Annotated in this window: 22 protein-coding genes; 7 read left to right on the top strand and 15 right to left on the bottom strand. The window is 72.2% G+C overall.

Annotated features, from left to right (window positions below; genetic code table 11):
• Positions 1-80 precede the first annotated feature (80 nt).
• The 10 genes from OG982_RS19215 to OG982_RS19170 are packed head-to-tail and all read right to left on the bottom strand — an operon-like array spanning position 81 to position 9224.
• A complete protein-coding gene (locus OG982_RS19215) occupies positions 81-767 on the bottom strand; it encodes a response regulator transcription factor (protein ID WP_266785139.1) in 687 nt (228 codons plus the stop codon).
• A complete protein-coding gene (locus OG982_RS19210; RefSeq protein ID WP_266948959.1) occupies positions 764-2053 on the bottom strand; it encodes a sensor histidine kinase in 1290 nt (429 codons plus the stop codon). Before OG982_RS19210 ends, OG982_RS19215 begins: the two co-directional genes overlap by 4 nt.
• 3 nt (positions 2054-2056) lie before the next feature.
• Positions 2057-2947, bottom strand: a complete 891-nt coding sequence (locus OG982_RS19205) for a DUF5936 domain-containing protein (protein WP_266791853.1) — start codon at positions 2945-2947, stop codon at positions 2057-2059.
• A 13-nt stretch (positions 2948-2960) separates the two neighbouring features.
• A complete protein-coding gene (locus OG982_RS19200) occupies positions 2961-3899 on the bottom strand; it encodes a type II secretion system F family protein (RefSeq protein ID WP_266785143.1) in 939 nt (312 codons plus the stop codon).
• Positions 3896-5434, bottom strand: coding sequence for a CpaF family protein (locus OG982_RS19195; RefSeq protein WP_266785145.1), 1539 nt, complete (start codon positions 5432-5434; stop codon positions 3896-3898). The genes OG982_RS19200 and OG982_RS19195 overlap by 4 nt, the downstream gene beginning before the upstream one ends.
• Positions 5431-5832: a TadE/TadG family type IV pilus assembly protein gene (locus tag OG982_RS19190; RefSeq protein ID WP_266948957.1), complete on the bottom strand. Its 402-nt coding sequence runs from the start codon at positions 5830-5832 to the stop codon at positions 5431-5433. Before OG982_RS19190 ends, OG982_RS19195 begins: the two co-directional genes overlap by 4 nt.
• A gap of 19 nt (positions 5833-5851) precedes the next feature.
• Positions 5852-6223 (bottom strand): TadE/TadG family type IV pilus assembly protein, encoded by a 372-nt coding sequence (locus tag OG982_RS19185; protein WP_266785149.1) that lies wholly within the window; start codon positions 6221-6223, stop codon positions 5852-5854.
• A gap of 3 nt (positions 6224-6226) precedes the next feature.
• Positions 6227-7585, bottom strand: a complete 1359-nt coding sequence (locus tag OG982_RS19180) for an AAA family ATPase (RefSeq protein ID WP_266785151.1) — start codon at positions 7583-7585, stop codon at positions 6227-6229.
• Positions 7586-7592: 7 nt separating this feature from the next.
• A complete protein-coding gene (gene cpaB / locus OG982_RS19175; RefSeq protein WP_266785153.1) occupies positions 7593-8294 on the bottom strand; it encodes a Flp pilus assembly protein CpaB in 702 nt (233 codons plus the stop codon).
• Positions 8295-8333: 39 nt separating this feature from the next.
• A complete protein-coding gene (locus OG982_RS19170; RefSeq protein WP_266785155.1) occupies positions 8334-9224 on the bottom strand; it encodes a hypothetical protein in 891 nt (296 codons plus the stop codon).
• Between the two features lie 367 nt (positions 9225-9591).
• On the opposite strand from OG982_RS19170, the gene OG982_RS19165 reads away from it, so the two are divergent.
• Both OG982_RS19165 and OG982_RS19160 read left to right on the top strand, forming a co-directional pair.
• Positions 9592-11259 (top strand): chitinase, encoded by a 1668-nt coding sequence (locus OG982_RS19165; protein WP_266791855.1) that lies wholly within the window; start codon positions 9592-9594, stop codon positions 11257-11259.
• 128 nt (positions 11260-11387) lie between these two features.
• On the top strand, positions 11388-12722 hold the full coding sequence (locus OG982_RS19160) for a M14 family metallopeptidase (protein ID WP_266785157.1): 1335 nt from the start codon (positions 11388-11390) through the stop codon (positions 12720-12722).
• An 82-nt stretch (positions 12723-12804) separates the two neighbouring features.
• Here the strand turns inward: OG982_RS19160 and OG982_RS19155 are convergent, their stop codons facing one another.
• Positions 12805-13215, bottom strand: a complete 411-nt coding sequence (locus OG982_RS19155; protein WP_266785159.1) for a RidA family protein — start codon at positions 13213-13215, stop codon at positions 12805-12807.
• Positions 13212-13976, bottom strand: a complete 765-nt coding sequence (locus OG982_RS19150; RefSeq protein ID WP_266785161.1) for an IclR family transcriptional regulator — start codon at positions 13974-13976, stop codon at positions 13212-13214. The genes OG982_RS19155 and OG982_RS19150 overlap by 4 nt, the downstream gene beginning before the upstream one ends.
• A 134-nt stretch (positions 13977-14110) precedes the next feature.
• Here OG982_RS19150 and OG982_RS19145 point away from each other — a divergent pair, with 134 nt between their 5' ends.
• From OG982_RS19145 to OG982_RS19125, 5 genes are all read left to right on the top strand, one after another.
• Positions 14111-15391, top strand: coding sequence for an alanine racemase (locus tag OG982_RS19145; RefSeq protein WP_266785163.1), 1281 nt, complete (start codon positions 14111-14113; stop codon positions 15389-15391).
• Between the two features lie 8 nt (positions 15392-15399).
• Positions 15400-16971 (top strand): amidohydrolase family protein, encoded by a 1572-nt coding sequence (locus OG982_RS19140; protein WP_266948955.1) that lies wholly within the window; start codon positions 15400-15402, stop codon positions 16969-16971.
• Positions 16972-17002: 31 nt separating this feature from the next.
• Positions 17003-18010 (top strand): YdcF family protein, encoded by a 1008-nt coding sequence (locus OG982_RS19135; RefSeq protein ID WP_266785167.1) that lies wholly within the window; start codon positions 17003-17005, stop codon positions 18008-18010.
• A 122-nt stretch (positions 18011-18132) separates the two neighbouring features.
• Positions 18133-18318 carry a hypothetical protein gene (locus OG982_RS19130; RefSeq protein ID WP_266785169.1) on the top strand — a complete coding sequence of 62 codons (186 nt, stop codon included), beginning with the start codon at positions 18133-18135 and terminating at the stop codon, positions 18316-18318.
• 292 nt (positions 18319-18610) lie between these two features.
• Positions 18611-19012 carry a DUF6083 domain-containing protein gene (locus OG982_RS19125; protein ID WP_266948954.1) on the top strand — a complete coding sequence of 134 codons (402 nt, stop codon included), beginning with the start codon at positions 18611-18613 and terminating at the stop codon, positions 19010-19012.
• On the opposite strand, the gene OG982_RS19120 is transcribed toward OG982_RS19125, so the two are convergent.
• The 3 genes from OG982_RS19120 to OG982_RS19110 all read right to left on the bottom strand — a co-directional run bounded on the left by OG982_RS19120 (position 19005) and on the right by OG982_RS19110 (position 21266).
• Entirely contained in the window at positions 19005-19490 is a 486-nt protein-coding gene (locus OG982_RS19120) for a macro domain-containing protein (RefSeq protein WP_266785173.1), read from the bottom strand. The genes OG982_RS19125 and OG982_RS19120 overlap by 8 nt on opposite strands.
• Positions 19491-20863: 1373 nt before the next feature.
• On the bottom strand, positions 20864-21109 hold the full coding sequence (locus OG982_RS19115) for a hypothetical protein (RefSeq protein WP_266785175.1): 246 nt from the start codon (positions 21107-21109) through the stop codon (positions 20864-20866).
• 10 nt (positions 21110-21119) lie between these two features.
• Positions 21120-21266, bottom strand: coding sequence for a hypothetical protein (locus tag OG982_RS19110; protein WP_266948953.1), 147 nt, complete (start codon positions 21264-21266; stop codon positions 21120-21122).
• Positions 21267-21472 lie beyond the last annotated feature (206 nt).

Below are 21472 nucleotides of genomic sequence, written 5' to 3'. Positions count from 1 at the left end.
CGATTCGCGGACGGTACGGCGGGACGGCAGCAGTTGCAAAGGGTCCCGGGGCCCAATTACGGACCCACTGCGCATGGCGTCTACCCATGTCCGGCCACCCCCGGACGGGCGGTTCCCAGCCATCGGGCTATGGCCTCGCTGCGGGTCGCGCTCTGGAGCTTCGCGAAGATGCGGTTGATGTGGTTCTTGACCGTCTTCTCACTGATGAAGCAGGTGGCCGCGATCTGCTGGTTGCTCATCCCGGACGCGATGAGATCCATGACCTCCTCCTCGCGTGAACTCAACCCGAAAGCAATGTGGTTGGGCAGGCGCTGAGAAGACTGTGCCACAGTTCGTTGCGGATGCGAAGAGGCCCGTAGGTCGGCGAGCAGGGTGCTCGCCGCCGTCGGGCTGAGGTGGGGGCGGCCCGCGTGGACGTCGCGGACGGCGGTGAGCAGGTGGTCCGGCGTGAATTCGCCGTGGACCAGGTAGCCGCCCGCGCCCAACAGCAGCGCCTCCCGGACCACTTCGGTCTCGCGGCTGTACGTCAGCATCAGCACCGGCGCCAGCCGCACCAGGTGCGGGAGCGCCGAGATGCCGTCCACGCCCGGCATGCGCACGTCCAGCAGGACGACGTCCGGGGTGTGGAGCCGGGTCAGGTGCAACGCCTCGCCTCCGTCGGCCGCCTGGGCGATCACCTCGATGCCCTCGGCCGTGGCGAGGAGGGCGCTCAGGCCGGCCCGGACGACCGGGTTGTCGTCGGCGATCAGGACGCGGAGCGGCGTCATGCGTCACCCTCCCCGGTCAGGGCGGCGAGCGGGAGGTCCAGGCGGACCTCGCTGCCGCAAGAGCCGTCGGCGCGGGCGCCGATGTGGAGGCGGGCTCCGATCGCGGCGGCGCGTTCCGTCATGCCGAGCAACCCGAAGTGGCCCCCCTCGCGCAGCGCCGACAGGTCGGTCCCGGCCGGCAGACCCCGGCCGTCGTCCCGGACCGCCAGCGCGAGGCGGGTGGCGTCGGCGCGGGCCTCGACCTCGATGCGTTCGGCTCCCGCGTGCCGCCGGGCGTTCTCCAGGGCTTCCGCCGTCACCGCCAGCAGCTGCCGGGCCACCGCTGCGGGCACCACCGGCAGGGTCCCGCTCGCGCGGATCTCCGTACCGGCGGGCGCGAGGCGGCGCAGTTCGCCCAGCAGGGAGACCCCCGGGGCGTCCAGGTCGCGGCGCAGGTCCGTCAGCAGTTCGCGGGATTCGGCCGCCGCGCGGCGGGCCGCGCCGGAGAGCAGTTCGGCCTGACGCCGTATCTGCGCCGGATCCGTCGTCCGGGCCAGGGCGTCCGCCGACAGGGCCAGGCCGTGCAGGGTCTTGGACACCGAGTCGTGCATGTCCCGGGCCAGCCGCTCCCGTTCGGCCCGGACCGCCTCGGCCACCGCCAGCCGGGCCCGGGTCTGCGTCAGGGCCCGGCTCGCCGAGCCGAAGCGGAAGAGGAGTTCCCGCAGCCGGGCACCGGCCGCGCCCGCCAGTACGCAGAGCACCGCCAGGGTCAGCCCGTCGGCCGACACCGCGACGATGACCGCCTGGAGCGCCGCGTACACGGCCGAGCCCCGCCAGCCGTAGACCAGACCGGCCAGCAGCGGCGTGCAGACCGCGACGAGTCCCAGCGGGGACTCGGGCCGCGCCGCGATCAGCAACAGCGCGCTGAACGCCATGTCCGCCGCGAGCAGCCAGCGGTGCCCCAGCAGCAGCGGCCCGAAGCGCTCCCAGTCGCGGAAGAGCACGTACGAGAGCATGAACGTGACCAGGATGGCCCCGCCCACCAGGTACGTCGGCCCCCCGGGCGCCGTCCGTCCCAGGGCGAGCGGCGCACCCAGGGCGATCATCACCAGGCGGAACGCGAAGACCTGACGGCACAGCGCCTGGAGCGCGTTGGCCCGGAGCGCGAGCGAGGGCTCAGGGAAGCGGGTCCCGGTGCGGGTGCCGGTCCCGGTGCGGGTGCCGGTGCGGGTGCCGGTGCGGGTGCCGGTGCCGGTGCCGGTGCGGGCACGGTCCTTCCCCGCCGGCGTGACGTCCAGTACCGCCATCGCTCAGCCACCCCCGAGGAGCGCGGCGAAGTCGACGTCCGCCCCGTAGACGAAGCCGCAGACGAGGAGGATGAGCGTTCCCGGCAGCATGAACGTCGTGACCGCGAACGTGGCTTTCGGCACCGCCCGCGCCGCCCTGCGCCGGGCGTTCTGGGCGTCCGTGCGGCGCATGTCCTCCGCGATCGCGATCAGCGTGTCCACGATCGGGGAGCCCAGCTCCTCGCCCTGCTGGAGCGCGGTGACGAACTGCGCCACCTGCTCGGAGTCGTTGCGGCGGCGCAGTTCGTCGAAGGCCTGGCGGCGGCTGACGCCCATGGTCATCTGCTGGAGGGTGATCCGGATCTCGTCGGACCAGGGGCCCTCGTACTTGTCCGCCACCCGCTCCAGCGCCGGCCGGAAGCCGAGGCCGGCACTGACGACGACCGCCAGCACGTCCAGGAAGTCCGGCAGTGTCCGCTCGATGTGGTCGCGCCGGATCCGGATCGCCGACCACAGGCCGACCTCGATCCAGAACAGGCCGAAGGCGACCATCAGCAGCGCGAGGATCAGCTGCCCGTTGAGCAGCATCGCGAAGGCGCCCAGCGCGCCGAGGAAGGCGTAGACGGCGCGCCGCGCCGCGTAGCGGTCGATCGTCAGGCCGGACGGGTTGCCGGCGCTGTCGATCTGGCGGCGTTTGCGGGCCACCCGGTCCGGCCCCATCAGGCGCAGTATCAGCGGCGCGTAGCGGATGCCCGCGCGGTCGACGATCGAGCCGACCACCGTCGTGCGGGTGGCGCCGACTTCGAGGGCCAGCTCCAGGTCCGTGGGGAGTTTGACGTCGGCCCGGTAGAGCCGGACACCGTGGAACGCGCCGAGGACCGAGAGGGCCACGGCCAAGGCCAGGAGCAGGGCGATCATGCCGGCCTCCTCATACGTCGATCTTTGACAGGCGGCGGATGAAGACGAAGCCGAGCGTGAAGAGCCCGATGGCGACCAGGACGGCGGTCTGTCCGATGACGGCGCCCGTCATGCGGTCCAGGGCGCCCGGCATCATCGCGTCCACCAGCAGCAGCGAGCCCAGGCCCATGACCGGCACCAGATAGGCCGTCGCCGTCACCTGCGAGAGCTGCGTACGGATCTCGCGGCGGGTCTCCTTGCGCTGTTCCAGCGTCACCGTGAGGTTGCGCAGGCTCCCCACGATCGTGCCGCCCGCCCGCGCGGACAGCACCAGGGTGGAGACCAGCACGACCAGCTCGCGCGAGGGCAGCCGCTCGGTGATCTCGCCCAGGGACTCCTCGATGGAGTGCCCGATGGCCAGCCGGTCGGCGACCCGGGCCAGTTCCTCGCCCGCCGGGGCCTCCAGTTCGTCGGCCGCCATCCCTATGGCCGTACGCAGGGCCAGCCCGGCCTGGGTCGCGTTGGCCAGGATCCGCGCCAGCTCCGGGAGCTGGTTGATGAACCGCTCGTTGCGGCGCGCCCGCTGCCAGTTGAGGAAGGCGTTGGCCGCCCACAGGCCGATCAGGCCGGCGACCGGGCCGAAGAAGGGGGCCAGGAAGGAGGCCGCGACCAGCCAGACGCCGGCGACGGCCGCCAGCATGTAGACGAAGAACTCCCCCGGGGTCAGGTCCAGACCGGTCACCCCGAGCTTCAGCTCGATCCGCCGGCCCAGCTTCGTCGTGCGCAGGCGGCGGTCGACGCCCTGGAAGCGCCGCCTGCGCCCCAGCGGCGGCGGTGCCCCGCTCGACGACAGCCGCTCGATCAGCGCCGCGCGCTGGGCGCGGCCGGCGGCGTACGTGTGCAGACCCAGCACCACGAGCAGGCAGGCGAGCACCGTGGCGCCGAGGGTGAGGAGGATCAGTGGGTTCACAGGGCAGTCCGGGGGTTCCGGGGGTTCGGGGGAAGAGCTAGCGGGTCGTGCGGGGCATAAGGGGCTTGCGGGGGCTGCGAGACATGCGGGGGCTGCGGTACATGCGGGGCTTGCGCGCCGTACGAGGGCTGCGCGCCGTACGAGGCCTGCGGGGCGTACGGAGCCTGCTGCGCCTGCGCGCCGTACGGCGGTTGCGCCCCGTACGGCTCGTACGCGTCGTGCAAGGCGTCCGGCGGGGCGACCCCGAAGGCCTGCGGGATCGGCTGGTTGTTCATGTACAGCCGGTCCGCGATCCGGCGCGGCAGCGGGTAGTACTCGAAGCGGCCGTGGACGCGCCCGTCGGCGCCCATCGGCTGGGCCACGTACCGGCAGACCGTGGTCATACGGAACGGCTCGCGCCCGTGCGACTCCAGGACGGAGATCTCCGTGATCCGGCGCGAGCCGTCGCCGAAGCGGGTGAGCTGGACGACCACGTTCACGGCGCTGTTGATCTGGTCCTGGAGCGCCGCGAACGGAATCTCCACCTCCGACATGGAGGCGAGGGTCTGGAGGCGCATCAGGGCGTCCTGCGAGCTGTTGGCGTGGACGGTCGCCAGTGAGCCGTCGTGGCCGGTGGACATCGCCTGGAGCATGTCGAGCGTCTCGCCGCCGCGCACCTCGCCCACGATGATGCGGTCGGGCCGCATCCGCAGGGAGTTGCGCACCAGGTCCCGGATGGTGATCTGGCCCTTGCCCTCCACGTTCGCCGGCCGGGATTCGAGCCGGATGACGTGCGCCTGCTGGAGCTGGAGCTCGGCGGAGTCCTCGATGGTGATGACCCGCTCGCCCTCCGGGATCAGCCCGGACAGGGCGTTGAGGAGGGTGGTCTTCCCCGTGCCGGTGGCACCGGAGACGATCAGGTTCATCCGCGCCTGGACCAGCCCGGACAGCAGCAGGAGCATCTGCTCGTCCAGCGAGCCGAGCCCGATCATCTCGTGCAGCGTGAAGGCGCGCGGGAAGCGGCGGATGGTGAGGGTGGCGCCGGTCAGGGAGAGCGGCGGGATGATGACGTTGACGCGCTCACCGCTGGGCAGCCGGGCGTCGACCATCGGATTGGCCTCGTCCACCCGGCGGTTGACGGTGGAGACGATGCGCTCGATGGTCTGCATCAGCTGCTCGTGGGAGGCGAAGCGCAGCGGCAGCTGCTCCACCCGCCCCGAGCGCTCCACGAAGATCTGGTCCGGGCCGTTGACCATGATCTCGGAGATCGAGGCGTCTTCGAGGAGCGGTTCGAGCACGCCCAGGCCGAGGGCCTCGTCCACGACCCGGCGGATCAGCTGCGCGCGTTCGACGGTGGAGAGCACCGGGCCCTCGCGGCTGATGATGTGCCCCAGGACCCGCTCCAGCCGCGCCCGGCGTTCGGCGGGCGCGAGTGCGGACATCTCGGCGAGGTCGATCTCCTCCAGCAGCTTGGCGCGGTACGAGGAGACCAGCCGGCCGTCCTCGCGCGGGCCGTGCCGGTCGTCGGGCGTGCTGACCCGGGAGCGCAGGCTCATGGTCCGGTCACCTCCGGGTCGTCGTTGGGCATGACGGCGGTGCGCACGGCGCTGTTCGCGCCCACGCCGGGCACGATCGACGTGATCGGGATGGTCACCGTCACGGTCACGGCGTCGGGCGTCTTCGCGACGTCCACGGTCGCGGCGGCGGCGAGGCTCGGCCGGATCGCCTGGGATCCGGCCGCAGCCCCGGTACCGGGGCTGCGGGCCTCCGCGCGGGCTGCGGTACGGGCGGCCGTGTCCGCCTGCTGGACGACGTACGCGGCCCAGCCGAGCTGGATGCCGCACAGGGCGACGAGCAGCAGGATGGGGATGAAGCCGATGTACTCCAGGGCGACTTGGCCCCGGTCGCCACCGCCACCGCCCCGGCGACGGGTGGAGCGCGGGTTCGGTGTCACGTCACTCCCCCTCGTCACGTCACTCCTCCTTCTCCTCGTTCGGGGAGCCGCCGTGGCCCGTGATGGTCAGCCCGGTGTTGAGACCCGGGACGAGCACGGGGACCTGCAGCGTGACCGTGGCCGTGTAGAGCTCGCCCGAGGTCCCGCAGGCCGCCTCGGCCCCCCAGGCGCCGCCGATGTGCCGCCCCGCCGCCGCCTCGCACGCCGCCGCGCCCTTCACGGCGCCGGCCCGCGCCGCCTCGTCCGCCGCGTTGCCCGCCAGCGAGAACGCGTACCCGATCAGTACGCACTCCCACACCGCCGCCACGAGGAGCAGGATCAGCGGGAGCATGCCGACGAACTCGATCGCCACCTGCCCGCCGTCCTCCCGTACCCGTCCGCGCGCGGGCATGCCTCAGCCCTCCCGCCCGCGCCGCGACCACACGCCGAGTGCGCCCCGCTCGCCGCGCTCCCCCCGGGCGCCGCGGCCGAGCCGCGCCACGGGCCCGCCGGCCCGTACCGCCAGCGCGGCGCCCGGCGCGGGAGCACCGGCAGCACCGGCAGCACCGGGCGCGGCAGCGGACGCCGCTGCCGCGTCCTGCGGCTCCGAGAGCAGCCCCAGCTCCCCGGCCAGCGTCCACAGCGCCTGCTTCACGCTCGACCGGTTGTCCAGGTCCTGCACCCGTCCCGCGTCCACGACCGCCTGGAGCTCCTTGAACGCCGCGGGCACCGGGGTCCGGGTGGCCCGGGTCTTGGTGATCTTCTGGATCAGCGAGGGCTGGATCTCCGTGTGCTTGGTCCAGCGGTTGACGACCATCGAGGTGTCCTCCGCCTTGCGCACCTGGAGCCGCTCCCACATCCGGACCATCCGCTTCGCCGCCCGGACCGCGACCACGTCCGGGGTGGTCACCAGGACCGCGACGTCCGCCATCTCCACCGCGGCCGCGTTGGCGCCGGTGACCTGGGTGCCGCAGTCGATGACGACGAGCTCGTAGCGGCTGCGCAGGGCGCTGACGATGTGCCGGGCGGCCCGGTCGTCGACCTCCTCGCCGCGCTCCCCGTCGCCCGGGGCCAGCAGCAGCGCGAGGCCGGTCCGGTCGTCGTACACCGCGTCCTGGAGGACGCGCGGCGAGATGTCCTGGATCCCGGCGAGGTCGGCGATCGAGCGCCGGAACCGCACGTCGAGGTAGGAGCCCACGTCCCCGGCCTGGAGGTCCATGTCCACCAGCGCGGTGCGCCGCCCGGCGGCGGCCGCGGCCAGCGCGAACTGCACCGCGGTGAAGGTGGTGCCGACGCCGCCCTTGGCCCCGGTCACCGTGACCACCCGGCCGCCGGGGCCCGTGAACACGTCGGCGCCGCGCCCCAGGTGGCGCCGTACGCCCACGGACCACTGGGCGGCGGCCTGGACGCGGGCCGCGAGTTCCTCGTAGGCGACCGGCAGGCCGACCAGGCCCCGCGCGCCCGAGTCCATGGCGGCGGAGAACAGGGCGGGGCCGGCGTCGGAGGACAGCAGGACGACGCCCACCGCCGGGAAGCGCAGGGCGACCTCGCGGATGAGCTCCAGGGCCGGCACCGGGCCGATCCGCTCGTGGACGAGGACCACCTCGGGCAGCTCGTCGATCGACTCGGTGGCCAGTCGGCCCAGCACGTCGAGCAGCGAGGTCGAGTCGGGGACGGGCCCGGCCGGTTCGGCGGCCGGGAGCTGGCTGAGGAGGGTCGAGATGGCGCGGGCGGCGTCCGGGTCGCCGACCGCGGGGAGGATTCGGGTCGTCATCCGGGCCTCACTTGTCCCCTTCGAGGGTGTACCAACGGTCGCCCGGGCTCACCGGCGATTCGGTGCCGGAGGCCACCAGGGCCAGGCGTACGTGCTCCGCGAAGGACTCGGCGTACGCGACGCGCTGGGTGTCCTTGGTGTTCAGGGCGAAGGTGATCGGAACGGCCTCGCTCGGGCCCTTCTTGTCGCTGCTCTTGTCGAGGGGGGTGAGCTTGCCGACGTTGATGACCCGGGCATTGGCGACCATGACGACGGACTGGTCGGGGTCGGTCGGCTTCTTGCCCTTGAAGGTGCCCAGGATGTTGACCCTGGACCCGGGGGTGATCTTGCCCGCCACGCCCGTGGACGCGTCGATCATGATGGCGATCTCCTGCTCCCCCGACCGGAGCTGCGGCCGGTCGACGAACATGTCCGCCTGGAGCAGCGAGCCCTTCTTGAGGGTGGTGAGCGCGATCTTGTCCTTGAGCGCGCCGAGGTCGGAGACCGCGGTACTCGACAGCCAGCGTTTGGGGACCGTGACCTCTTCGAACTGCCCGGCCGTGAGCGGGCTGTACGGCGCGATGTCACCCTTCACGCGGTACGCCACGACCTCGGACCCGACCTTGGAGTTGACGTCGCCGATCACCACGAGGACCCCGGTGAACGCCGCGAGGGCGCACAGGACCGAGAGGAGCAGAAGGATGACGCCGCGGCGCTGGCGTGAGTTCATGGGCCGTACTACCTCGCCGTTCTTCGATCGTTCGGGCGGTCAGGATCTGGCTCTGTACGGGTGGGCGGCGCCGGTGGCGGCCGGCGGCGGTGCCGTGAGCGGGGCGGCGCAGAACCCGCAGCGGTCGCCGATCAGCTCGAAGCCGCACCAGCGGCACTCCTCGCGGCGGACCGAGGCGACGAGCTGGTAGAGCACGGCGGGGTCCGGGATGGCGGCGGCGAACTCGACGAGCTTGCCGGTGGCCCACCAGGCGGGCGAGTCGGCGGGCAGCGGGTTCTCCATGACGCCCTGGACCTGCCAGGCGGGGGCGAGTTCGGCCGTCACCCAGTCGGAGGCGAGCTGGCCCCGGGCGAAGGTGAGGTGGGTGACGAACTCGGGCCCGGGCGGCAGGGCGCCGCCCCCGGCGTGCGCACCGGCGGCGGCGCCCAGCTTGACCAGGTGCGGCGCCGGGTTGGCCAGGACGGCGAACTGTGCGCTCGGGGACCAGGACCGGGCGTGCGCCCCCAGCCCGACGGGGACCCGGTCCAGCTTGGCGACCGAGCCCAGCAGGGCGCCGGCGTAGATGTAGTGGGAGAGCAGCCGGGCGGCGGAGGCGACGACTCCGGGGCTGAAGTCGCAGGCGCTGAGCTGGCGCAGCTGACGTACCAGCAGGGCGGTGCCCAGCGGCGGCAGATCGATGTCGAGCAGTGCGATCCGGTCGGTTTCCAGGATCGCCCGTACGGTGTGGAGCCGGCGGGCCGTCGCGGGCGGCAGCCAGGGGGGTAAGACGACCACGAGGTGCCCGTACCGCTCCAGCAGGGCGGCGGCCTCGGCGAGGGAGCCCTCCAGGTCGAGCCGGTCCGGCGGCTGCAGCACGGCGGCTGACGGCGTGTGCCGGTCAGGGGCCGGCAGTACCAGGTCGGCGCTGGTGACAGCGATGGCGGTCGGCACGCGGATCCCCCCGTTCACCCTGTACGCCCCAGGCCTTCCCATGGACCGGCGCGTACGCGCACGTGCTGCGCGACCGCAAACGATCGGCGCCCTTCCCCCTTGCCCCAGCACCATATCCGCGTCGTCCCTGGCAGGGCAGGGCCTTGGGAATTCCCGTGCCACGAGCACATGTCACAGGTGGCGGGAAATCCGGACAACAGGGATCGGCGAGTCGGTCGTTTCAAGCCACTTCGCAAAGACTCTTGACAGGGTGATTGGACTAGACCAACTTGGCTGCGGGGCACCCCACTTGCCCCCGACGCGTACGTCACATCCCCTTCTCCCCCCCACCGGAGACCACGTGAACCGCATACGCTCCCTCGCCCTGCTGGGCGCCGCCACCCTGGCCGCCGGAGGCCTGACCGCCCTCGCCACCGGCACCGCGCAGGCCGCGGACGTCAACGTCGCCCGCAACGCGGGCTTCGAGTCCGGCCTCTCCGACTGGTCGTGCTCGGCCGGCAGCGGCGCCGTCGTCTCCTCCCCCGTCTACGCGGGGGCCGGCGCCCTCAAGGGCACCCCGGCGGGCTCGGACAACGCCCGCTGTAGTCAGACCGTCACGGTCAAGCCGAACTCCACGTACACGCTCAGCGCCCAGGTGCAGGGCTCGTACGTCTACCTCGGCGCGAGCGGGACCGGCACCCAGGACGTCTCCACCTGGACCCCCGGCTCGGGTTCCGGCTGGCAGAAGCTGTCCACCACCTTCACCACCGGCCCCAGCACCACCCAGGTCACCGTCTACACGCACGGCTGGTACGGCCAGCCGGCCTACACCGTGGACGAGTTCAGCGTCTTCGGCCCGGACGGGGGCGGCGGCACCGACCCCGGCCCGTCGGTTCCCGGCGCCCCGGGCGGGACCGCCGTTTCCGGCCAGAGCGCGAACGGGCTCACCCTTTCGTGGAACGCGGTCAGCGGGGCCACCGGGTACTACGTCTATCAGGACGGCGCGCGCGTGCGGACCGTGTCCGCGGCCACCACCCCCGTCACCGGACTCGCGCCGGCCACCTCGTACTCGTTCCAGGTGAGCGCGTACAACGCGGCGGGCGAGGGCCCCAAGTCGGCGCCGGTCACCGGCACCACCACCGGCGGCGGCAACCCGAACCCCAACCCGTCGGTCCCCAAGCACGCCCTGACCGGCTACTGGCAGAACTTCAACAACGGCGCGACCGTCCAGAAGCTCTCCGACGTCTCGGCGCAGTACGACATCATCGCCGTCTCCTTCGCCGACGCCACCACCACGCCCGGCGCCATCACCTTCAACCTCGACTCGGCGGGCCTCGGCGGCTACACGGTCGCCCAGTTCAAGGCCGACATCGCGGCGAAGAAGGCGGCCGGCAAGTCGGTCATCCTCTCGATCGGCGGCGAGAAGGGCACCATCTCGGTGGGCGACTCGGCCTCCGCGAACAACCTGGCGAACTCGGCGTACGCGCTGATGCAGGAGTACGGGTTCTCCGGCATCGACATCGACCTGGAGAACGGCCTGAACCCGACCTACATGACGCAGGCGCTGCGCTCGCTGTCCTCGAAGGCGGGCCCCTCGCTCGTCATCACGATGGCCCCGCAGACCATCGACATGCAGTCCACCCAGGGCGGCTACTTCAAGACGGCGCTGAACATCAAGGACATCCTCACCGTCGTCAACATGCAGTACTACAACAGCGGGTCCATGAACGGCTGCGACGGCAAGGTCTACTCCCAGGGCTCGGTGGACTTCCTCACCGCGCTGGCCTGCATCCAGCTGGAGGGCGGCCTCGACCCCTCGCAGGTGGGGATCGGCGTCCCGGCCTCGCCGAGCGGCGCGGGCAGCGGCTACGTCTCGCCGACCGTCGTGAACAACGCCCTGGACTGCCTGGCGCGCGGCACGAACTGCGGGACGTTCAAGCCGTCGAAGACCTACCCGGGGCTGCGCGGCGCGATGACCTGGTCGACCAACTGGGACGCCAAGGCGGGTAATGCTTGGTCGAACGCGGTGGGTCCCAAGGTCCACGGGCTCCCGTAGGCGGTACGTGTGGGGGTGGCCTGAACCGGTCCGGCGCACACAGCGGGACCTTGACCGTGACATGCCACGAGAGCACGCTGTGCCCACGTCCGCACGGCTACCCCCACACTCCCCACCCAGGAGATCGCATGCGGCTCCACACCCGCCGGAGGGCAGCCGTCACGGCCGCCCTGCTGGCGCTCGCACTCGGCGCACCCGCCTACGGAATGAGCGCCACGGCGTCACCACCGCCCACCCCCTCCACCGCCACCCAGGACGAGGCCGTCGTCCAGTACCGGATCCACGGCCCGTCGACGGTCCTCGACCGTACGGCCCTGCTCCGTACCGGTGTCTCGATCGACGAGGTGGACGACCACACCGTCGTCGTCACCGCCGACACCATGCAGGCCAAGAACCTGAAGGCGCTCGGCTACAAGATGACCGCCCTGCCCGGCCCGCCGGACCGCTCCGAGCCCGGCATCGCGGCGAGCCCGATGGACTTCCCGTCCGCGGACTCGAAATACCACAACTACGCCGAGGCGAGCGCGGAGATCGACCAGCGCATCGCGCAGTACCCCGGGATCATGAGCAAGCGGGTCATCGGGAAGTCGTACCAGGGCCGCGATCTCGTCGCGATCAAGATCAGCGACAACGTCGCGACCGACGAGAACGAGCCCGAGGTGCTCTTCACCGCGCACCAGCACGCTCGCGAGCACCTGACCGTCGAAATGGCCCTGTACCTGCTCAAGGAGCTCGGCTCCAAGTACGGGACCGAGAGCCGCGTCACCAACATGATCAACGGCCGCGAGATCTGGATCGTCCCGGACCTCAACCCGGACGGCGGCGAGTACGACATCGCGACCGGCTCGTACCGCTCGTGGCGCAAGAACCGGCAGCCGAACTCCGGTTCCTCGTACGTGGGCACGGACGAGAACCGGAACTGGAACTACAAGTGGGGCTGCTGCGGCGGCTCCAGCAGCAGCAAGAGCTCCGAGACCTACCGGGGCGCGGCCGCCGAGTCGGCGCCCGAGGTGAAGGTGGTCGCGGACTTCGTGCGCAGCCGGGTGATCGGCGGCAAGCAGCAGATCACGGCCGCCATCGACTTCCACACGTACAGCGAGCTCGTGCTGTGGCCGTTCGGGTGGACGTACAACGACACGGCGCCGGGCATGACCGCCGACGACCTCGCGGTGTACAAGAAGATCGGCACGAGCATGGCGGCCAGCAACGGCTACACGCCGGAGCAGTCGAGCGACCTGTACATCACGGACGGGACGATCGACGACTGGCTGTGGGGCAACCAGAAGATCTTCTCCTACACCTTCGAGATGTACCCGTCCTCGGGCGGCGGCGGCTTCTACCCGCCGGACGAGGTGATCGACCGCGAGACCGCCCGCAACAAGGAGGCGGTGCTCCAGCTGCTGGAGAACGCGGACTGCATGTACCGCTCGATCGGCAAGGAAGCGCAGTACTGCGCCGCGTAGCACCGCGCCGCGCGGTACGGACGTGAGCCGGGGCGCCCCACCGCCAGGGGGGCGCCCCCTTCGCGCGTCCCCTTCGCGCCTCTTACGACAGGACGGCGAGCGCGTCGATCTCGATCAGCAGCCCGGCGGGCAGGCCGACGTACACGGTCGTCCGGGCGGCGGGGGCCTCCTTCAGTCCCTGCTCCTCGAAGTACGCGTTGTAGATGTCGTTCATCTCGGCGAAGTGGCCGGTGTCGGTGAGGTAGACGCGGATCATCATCACGTCGTCCCAGCCCGCGCCGCCTGCCTCCAGGACGGAGCGGACGTTCTCCAGCGTCTGGAGGGTCTGCGCGCGCAGCGTCGGCCCGGCGGGGGTGGGGGCCTGGCCCTCGACGTGCGGGAGGAAGCCGACCTGGCCGGCGACCTGGAGGATGTTCCCCTTGCGCACGCCGTGCGAGAACTTCGCGGGCGGAGCGGTGTGGGTGGCGGGGGTGACGGCGGTCTTCTCGGTCATGGCGATGACGGGTCCCTCTGTGCGGAGCCGGAGTACTCCCGGCTGATGGAGTCGGCGGTACGGCGTACCAGGGGCAGCAGTTCGAGCAGCTCCTCGGCGGTCACCACCACGGTCGGCGCGGAGACGGACATCGCGGCGACGACCCGCCCGTCGGGCCCTCGGACGGGGGCGCCGACGCAGTTGACGGCCTCCTCGTGACCACCGAGGTCGGTGGCCCAGCCCTGCTCCCGCACGAGAGCCAGCTCGCGGAGGAAGGCCTGCGGGCCGGGGGTCGAGCGGGCGGTGTAGCGGGGGTACTCGATCCGCCCCGCCAGCGCCTCGCGGTCTTCCTCCGGGAGGTCGGCGAGGAGCAGCTTCGCGACGGCGGCGACGGTGAGGGGGACGGGCTTGCCGATGCGGGAGTACATGCGGACGGGGTAGCGGCTCTCGACCTTGTCGATGTAGACGACCTCGTCGTCCTGGTGGAGGGCGAGGTGGACGGTGTGGCCGGTGAGCCGGTTGAGCTCGACGAGGTGGGGGTGGGCGATGGCGCGGACGTCGAGGTTCTCGACGGCCTCGGCGGCCAGGGCGAAGAGGCGGGACCCGAGGCGGTACCGGCCGTCGGGCTGCTTGTACGCGAACCCGTGTTCGCCGAGGGTGCGCAGGAGGCGCAGCGCGGTGCTCTTGTGCACGCCGAGCTCCTCGGCCACAGCCCCGAGCGCGGCCGGCCCGCGCGCGAGCAACGGCAGGATCCCCAGCGCCCGCTCCACCGACTGGCTCACGCCGTGTCCTCTCGTTCCGGTCCGGCGCGCGGCAGGGCCGGCGTTGACCCGTCGTCATCCGGGATGTTAGACAGCAGGCAGCGCCACACGCAACGACCGTTGCACCGCACGCAACACCCCGGGAGGCACCGCACATGCCCAGCGACCCCGTCCAGGCCCTCGCGGCCGAACCGGTAGACCACCGCTTCAAGGGCCTGCCCCCGGACGCCGAGCCGCTCGGCCTCACCGTCGGCGACCTCGCCGCCCAGCGTCGCGACCTGTACACCGGCGGGTTCACCACGCCGGTGCTCACCCTCGACGCCGAGGCCCTGGAACACAACCTCGCCGCCCTCGGCGAGTACGCCACCCGCCACGGCCTCGCCTTCGCGCCCCACGGCAAGACCTGCATGGCCCCGCAGCTCTTCCGCCGCCAACTCGACCACGGCGCCTGGGGCATCACCGCCGCCGTCCCCCACCAGGCCCGCGTCTACCGCGCCTTCGGCATCCAGCGGATCTTCCTCGCCAACGAGCTCGTCGACCCCGCCGCCCTGCGCTGGGTCGCCGCCGAACTCGCCGCCGACCCCGGCTTCCGCTTCGTCTGCTACGTCGACTCCGTGCGCGGCGTCCAGCTCATGGACCAGGCCCTTCAGGAGCAGCCCGCCACCGTCGACGTCGTCGTGGAGCTCGGCGCCGGCGAGGGCGCCCGTACCGGCGCCCGCAGCGACGACGACGTCCGCGCCGTCGCCGACGCCGTCGCCGCGACCACCACCCTGCGCCTCACCGGCATCGCCGGATACGAGGCCGAGGTCCCCGGCGCCGACCCGGAATCCGTCCACGCCTACCTGCGCCGCCTCACCGGCCTCGTCGTCGAGTTCGACAAGGCCGGCCGCTTCCCCGCCGACCTCGACGAGATCATCGTCAGCGCCGGCGGCTCCGCCTGGTTCGACGCCGTCGCCGACGTCTTCGCCGAGCTGCCCGAGCTGACCCGGCCCACCCTGCGGCTGCTGCGCTCCGGCGCGTACGTCTCCCACGACCACGGCTGGTACACCCGCCTCACCCCCTTCAACCGCGTCCCCGAAGAGGGCGGGCTGCGCCCCGCGTTCCGCCTCTGGACCCAGGTCGTCTCCCGCCCCTCCCCCACCCAGGCCTTCGTCAACGCCGGCAAGCGCGACATCGCCTACGACCTCGGCCTGCCCGAGGCCGAGCTGGTCCGCGACGCCGTCACCGGCGAGGAACGCCCCGCCACCGGCGTCCGCGTCGTCAAGCTGTCCGACCAGCACGCCTGGCTGGAGACCGACTCCGCCGACTCCGTCGACGTCGGCGACTGGGTGGCCCTAGGCATGTCGCACCCCTGCACCATCTTCGAGAAGTGGCCGCTGATCCCGGTCGTGGAGGCCGACGGCACCGTCACCGACTACGTCCGCACCTTCTTCTAGAGGCGCCGGTGGACCTGGTCATCCGCGGGGCCCGCGTCGTCGACGGCACGGGCGGGCCCTCGTACACCGCCGACGTCGGCGTCCACGCGGGCCGCGTCACCGAGATCGGCCGCATCCGCGCGGGCGGCCGGCGCACCCTCGACGCCCACGGGCTCGTACTGGCGCCCGGGTTCATCGACATGCACGCCCACAGCGACCTCGCGCTGCTCCGCGACCCGGACCACAGCGCGAAGGCCGCCCAGGGCGTGACCCTGGAAGTCCTCGGCCAGGACGGGCTCTCGTACGCCCCCGTCGACGACCGCACGCTCACCGAGGTGCGGGCCGCCATCGCCGGCTGGAACGGCCCCGGCGACGACGTGGAGTTCACCTGGCGGGACGTGGCCGGCTACCTGGACCGGCTCGACCGCACCGGCATCGCCGTCAACGCCGCGTACCTCGTCCCCCAGGGCACCGTCCGCGCGTACGCCCTCGGCTGGGACGACCGCCCCGTGACCCCGGCCGAGCTCGACCGGATGCGGCGGCTGGTCGCCGACGGACTCGCGCAGGGCGCCGTCGGCATGTCCTCGGGGCTCACCTACACCCCCGGCATGTACGCCTCCGGGGCCGAACTGACCGAGCTGTGCCGGGTGGTGGCGCGGTACGGCGGCTACTACTGCCCGCACCACCGCTCGTACGGGCGCGGCGCGCTCGGCGCCTACGCCGAGATGGTCGCCCTGGCCCGCGAGGCCGGCTGCGCGCTCCACCTCGCGCACGCCACGATGAACTTCGGCGAGAACCAGGGCCGCGCGGGCGAGCTCCTCGCCCTCCTCGACGACGCCCTCGCCGCCGGCGCCGACATCAGCCTCGACTCCTACCCGTACACCCCGGGGTGCACCACCCTCGTCGCACTGCTGCCCAGCTGGGCGAACGAGGGCGGGCCGGACGCCGTCCTGGCCCGGCTGCGCGACGACGCCGAGGCCGAGCGGATCCGGCACGCCCTGGAGGTCACCGGCGCCGACGGCTGCCACGGGGTGCCGGTCGACTGGTCGGCCATCGAAGTCTCGGGGACCACGGACCCCGCGTACGGGGCGTACGTCGGCACCCGCCTCGACGGCTGGGAGAGCGCCCGGCGGCTGCTGCTCGGGGACCGGCTGGGCCCGACGGTCCTCCAGCACGTCGGCCACGAGGAGAACGTCCGGGCGATCATGCGCCACCCCGTCCACACCGGCGGCTCGGACGGCATCCTGCGCGGCGCGAAGCCGCACCCGCGCGCGTACGGCACCTTCCCGCACTACCTCGGCCACTACGTCCGCGAACTGGGCGTGCTGTCCCTGGAGGAGTGCGTGGCCCACCTCTCCGGCCGCCCGGCGGCCCGGCTGCGGCTGCCCGACCGGGGCCTGGTCCGCGAGGGCCACCGCGCCGACCTCGTCCTCTTCGACCCGCAGACCGTCGCCGCCGGCGCCACGTACGAGAACCCGCGCGTGCTCCCGGCCGGCATCCCGTACGTCCTGATCGACGGCCGCTTCGTCATGCGCGACGGCCGCCGCACCGACGTCCTGGCCGGCCGCTCCGTCCGGCGCACGCCGCACGACGGCCGCTGAGGGAGCACCCGGCCCGCCTACCATGGGCGCCATGATCGCCTTCGTCCCCGCAGCGCTCTTCTTCTTCCTCTTCTGTGTGAGCGCGCGGGCGGACCGCAGGCGCTTCCAGAACGCCGTCCTCCTCGGGCTGACGCTCATATTCGCCTCGGCAGGCGTGCTGTTCCTGCTCCCCGCACTGCCGTGGCCGCTCGACACGATCGCGATCCTGCTGGTGTTCCTCGTGCCGACGCTCGGCACCCTCGCGCTCGGCGTCTTCCTGATCGGCAACGGCCTGACGATGGTCCGCAAGGAGGGCCGCAGCCCGGCCAACCTGCTGTCCCTCGCGGCAGGAGTGGCGATCCTCGCGCTGACCGCGCTGGTCGTCACGGTCACCGACCGGGGCTCGCACCTCGTGGACTCGCTGGTGGTGGGCCTGGTGCTGCTCGCCGGATACGTGTCCTTCCTCTTCGTCTGCTTCCTCGCCTACGCCTACCTCTACGGCCGGATCAAGGTGCGCGGGAACGTCGACTACGTGGTGATGCTCGGCTCCGGCCTCATCGGCGGCGAGCGGGTGCCGCCGCTGCTGGCCTCCCGACTGGACAAGGGCCGCCGGATCCACGCCGCCCAGCTGGCCCGCGGCGGCCCGGCGCCGCTGCTGCTGGCCTCGGGCGGGCAGGGGGCGGACGAGCGGGTCCCCGAGGCCCGGGCGATGGCCGACTGGCTGCTGGCGCAGGGCGTTCCGCGGGATCACGTACGACTGGAGGACCGCTCCCGCACCACGGAGGAGAACCTCCGCTTCAGCCGGGCGCTCATGGAGCAGGAGAACCCCGGGTACCGCTGCGTGGTCGTCACCAACAACTTCCACGCCTTCCGGGCGGCGATGACGGCCCGCAAGGCCGGGGTCAACGGCCAGGTGCTGGGCTCGCCGACGGCGACGTACTTCTGGCCGAGCGCCACGATCCGCGAGTTCGTCGCGGTGTTCTGGGAGCACCGGGCGGTCAACCTGAGCATCTGCGCGGCGATCGCGGCCCTGACGGCGCTGGTGGCCGTCGCCACCTGAGGCGGTGACGGATACGCAAGGTGACGGCGGCCGAACGGAGCGCAGCCGACGGCGGACCGGCGTGCGTTCATGGCGATGCCGCCGGAGGATGGGGGCCAGGGGGCAACTGGAGGGAGTACGCGATGGACACTGAATCGGACCAGCAGCCCAGCCGGCCGGCGAAGCTCTTCACGGGCGGCGAGCGGCCGTACGACCCCGAGGACCTCGTGATGGCGACCGGCGCGGACCCGACTCCGGAGCGGATCCAGAAGGCACGCCAGCTGATCGAGAAGGAGGGCCCGGAGGTCATCGAGCGCTACCTCCCGTAGCACCGACCGGAACCTGCTGCCGGCCCGGCCCCCACGGGGACCGGGCCGGACCGACTCGGGCTCGGCCGGCTCCGATCGGCTCGGCACCCACATCGGCGTGCTGCTCGGCGGCGCCCTCGCGGTGGGCCTGCTCGCCCCCTGACGCGGCGCCGGGCGGGCCCCGGGCCATCACCCCCCGGTGTGACGGATGTTCCGCCAACCGGCCGAATGGGTAGGAGCATCCGCAAGTATCCCCCTTGGGCAGGGGATCGGGGGATCAGGGGAACCAGGGGGGAGCCCGACCATGTCGGCGATGTCGGCGATGTCAGCGGTTCGAAGCCCGGCGCAGCCGGAAGGACCGGTGCTGCTGGGGCACGTGCTTGCCGACGCCCTCGCGGGCATCGGCAAGGCCGACGTCCGCGCGGGCCGCCCGGCCACCTGCCGGGCCTGCGGCGATCCCGCGCACTGGCACCGGACGACGCAGGGAAGGTGGGTCCTGATACAGCCCGGCGACGTGCCGCACCACCTGGTCCCGGCCGGTCAGCGCTGGCACATCGCCGGCGACGGCACCGCCGTGAACCTCGGCCGCGCCGCCCCCGACGACACCTGCCGGATCACCCACTTCGCCGTGTGCCCGCTGGGCGCGCCGCCGCAGGCCCCGTACCTGCTGCGCCTGTGGCGGCACGGCGCGGCCCGCCTGGGGCGGCTCACGTGACCTCGTAGACCGTGACATCCACGTCCCGCGCGCACAGCGCGGCGGTGATCAACGGTTCGACACGAGACCACTTGCCCCCGGCGAGCCCGCAGCCGATGCGCGGCATGTGGACCGACGCGCCCAGCTCGACGGCGTGCTCGGCGAGGGCCGCCAGGCAGCGCTCGATCGCGTCGTAGCGGATCGGCGGCCCGCTGCTGCCGGTACGGGTGCCACGCTGGCCGACCATGTTGGCCACCCACACGTCCGGCTTGACCTGCACCAGCTGGACCGCGCCCAGCCCGAAGTCGTTGCCGCTGCGCCCCCGATGCCACTCCCGGTACCGCGCCTCGGGCTCGGGCCAACGCTTCGAGACCGCCAGAACGAAGCCCTTGCCCCAGCCGCCGATGTCGTTGCAGACATGAGCGATGATCTTCGGCCCCTTGGCCTGGGGACAGGTCGCATCCCCCGCGATGATCTTGAGTGGCTTCACCCGCCCCATTCTGACCGGCCCCGGGGGTGCGGTCTTGCGCTTTTCCGGCCAGGTAGCGGGGGAAGGGGGCGGGGGGTGGTGGGGGCGGGGTTTTCGCGGGTCGGGAGCGGGCGGTCGGGCGGGGTCGGCTTGTCCGGTATCCAGGTCGGGCGGGATGGAACAGGGTTGGGGACTTCCCGCCAGTCTCACTGTCCTTCCGGTTCGGTCCGGCCCGTCAAGGGCGCTCACTGCGTTCGCGTCGCTCCGCGATGGCCTTCGGCCACCCTTGACCGACCGGCCCGAACCGGAATGCCAAAGACTGTCGGGAACCCCCCAAAGAAACGGTCAGGGGGGACCATGCCCACCTCTCGGGAGCGAGGCGCCTGGCCGGGAGCCCTGCCTCCCGGCAACGCCGCCCTCCGGGCGGAACCCCCTCCGAACCCACCCCCAGCCGCACCCAAATGACAAGGAAGGGCAGGGCGCGTCAGATCGCTACGCGCTCCTCGCCTCACGCGTCTGCGGCCCGTCTGTGGCCGGACATAAGCCGCCCACGATCGCTACACAGCGCGGACCGGCCCGCGACCGCAGGTCGTCGTGGGCTGATGGGCGGAGATGGAGGCCTTTCGGAGCGAAAAGGCGAGGAAATCAACCTGCATTGCAGTCAGGACCAATTCCACACCACAGACAGCCCCCAAACCGCCTCAATACGGACACTTTCTGGCCTTCCGAAGGCTCGATGCCCTCCAACCTGCACGAAAAGACGAAATCGTGCTCCTGGCACCCCACCACACCCCGCCGACAGCCCCATCGGCCACCAGCAGGCCATATCGAGCACCGTCAAACCGCAGACGCCCACCGCGACCGCCCATTCACATCTCGGGCGGCCTATGTCCGACCACAGACGGGCCGCACACGCGTGAGGCGAGGAGCACGTAGCGATCTGGGGCGGCTTATGAACAGCCACAGGCGGGCCGCAGACGCCAAGCCGAGCGGAGCGCGTAGCGATCCGACGCGCCTGGCCCCCCTTTGGTACTTGGATGCGGCTGGGGGCGGGTCCGGAGGGGGTTCCGCCCGGAGGGCGGCGTTGCCGGGAGGCAGGGCCCCCGTTCAGGCGCCTCGCTCCCGAGAGGTGGGCATGGTCCCCCTGACCGTTTCTTTGGGGGGTTCCCGACAGTCTTTGGCATTCCGGTTCGGGCCGGTCGGTCAAGGGTGGCCGAAGGCCATCGCGAAGCGACGCGAACGCAGTGAGCGCCCTTGACGGGCCGGACCGAACCGGAAGGACAGTGAGACTGGCGGGAAGTCCCCAACCCTGTTCCATCCCGTCCGACGTGGATACCGGACAAGCCGACCCCGCCCGACCGCCCGCTCCCGACCCGCGAAAACCCCGACCCGCCCCCCGCCCCCTACAAATACTCCCGCGCGAATTCCACCGCCCACTCCACCGCCGCCACCGGAATGCCGCCCGAGTCGGGGTCTACCGTCAGGCGGGCCGCCTCCCAGCCCGCCTCGTGGTCGCGGTGGATCGCGAAGTGGGCCGGGCGGGTCATACCCTCCGGCTCGGACTCCGCCGTCACCCGGAATTCGATCGCCCGGTCGTCGCCGTCCATGCCCACCGTGGTGATCGCCATGTCACCGACTACGAACTTCACTGCCTACCCCTTAGTTGGCCGACGCCAGCGCCACCAGCACGGACCCCATCAGCAGTCCGCCCGCCGCGAGGAGCGCGCCCGCGACCGCCACGATCACCGTTCCCACCCGCTCGGTACGGCGGCGGTAGCCAGTCGGCTTCCATTGGTCCTGGCTCATGTGGGCAAGCCTCGCCGGGGAGGCGCCCGGGCGCATGAGTGCCCGTACTCATGCGGCGTACTCAAGCGGCACGCGGCGCACTCGGGCAGGCGCGGCACCCAAGGTGACGAGCGCAACACGGCCGCCCTTTCAGTTCCCGACCCACCCATTCCGCAGGCCCACACACCGCCCCGGCCGTCTTTTCCAAGGGCCCGCCAGCCCGCCGC

The organism is Streptomyces sp. NBC_01551 (genome assembly GCF_026339935.1).
Taxonomy (GTDB): domain Bacteria; phylum Actinomycetota; class Actinomycetes; order Streptomycetales; family Streptomycetaceae; genus Streptomyces.
The sequence above is the reverse complement of the archived record's forward strand: the minus strand, read 5'-3'. Positions and strand labels throughout refer to the sequence as shown.

Bases quoted from the DNA above. Each gene is read 5' to 3' on its own strand.
- OG982_RS19215 (WP_266785139.1), bottom strand. From the start codon at position 767: ATGACGCCGCTCCGCGTCCTGATCGCCGACGACAACCCGGTCGTCCGG.
- OG982_RS19210 (WP_266948959.1), bottom strand. From the start codon at position 2,053: ATGGCGGTACTGGACGTCACGCCGGCGGGGAAGGACCGTGCCCGCACC.
- OG982_RS19195 (WP_266785145.1), bottom strand. From the start codon at position 5,434: ATGAGCCTGCGCTCCCGGGTCAGCACGCCCGACGACCGGCACGGCCCG.
- OG982_RS19185 (WP_266785149.1), bottom strand. From the start codon at position 6,223: ATGCCCGCGCGCGGACGGGTACGGGAGGACGGCGGGCAGGTGGCGATC.
- OG982_RS19180 (WP_266785151.1), bottom strand. From the start codon at position 7,585: ATGACGACCCGAATCCTCCCCGCGGTCGGCGACCCGGACGCCGCCCGC.
- cpaB (WP_266785153.1), bottom strand. From the start codon at position 8,294: ATGAACTCACGCCAGCGCCGCGGCGTCATCCTTCTGCTCCTCTCGGTC.
- OG982_RS19160 (WP_266785157.1), top strand. From the start codon at position 11,388: ATGCGGCTCCACACCCGCCGGAGGGCAGCCGTCACGGCCGCCCTGCTG.
- OG982_RS19155 (WP_266785159.1), bottom strand. From the start codon at position 13,215: ATGACCGAGAAGACCGCCGTCACCCCCGCCACCCACACCGCTCCGCCC.
- OG982_RS19145 (WP_266785163.1), top strand. From the start codon at position 14,111: ATGCCCAGCGACCCCGTCCAGGCCCTCGCGGCCGAACCGGTAGACCAC.
- OG982_RS19135 (WP_266785167.1), top strand. From the start codon at position 17,003: ATGATCGCCTTCGTCCCCGCAGCGCTCTTCTTCTTCCTCTTCTGTGTG.
- OG982_RS19130 (WP_266785169.1), top strand. From the start codon at position 18,133: ATGGACACTGAATCGGACCAGCAGCCCAGCCGGCCGGCGAAGCTCTTC.
- OG982_RS19125 (WP_266948954.1), top strand. From the start codon at position 18,611: ATGTCGGCGATGTCAGCGGTTCGAAGCCCGGCGCAGCCGGAAGGACCG.
- OG982_RS19120 (WP_266785173.1), bottom strand. From the start codon at position 19,490: ATGGGGCGGGTGAAGCCACTCAAGATCATCGCGGGGGATGCGACCTGT.
- OG982_RS19110 (WP_266948953.1), bottom strand. From the start codon at position 21,266: ATGAGCCAGGACCAATGGAAGCCGACTGGCTACCGCCGCCGTACCGAG.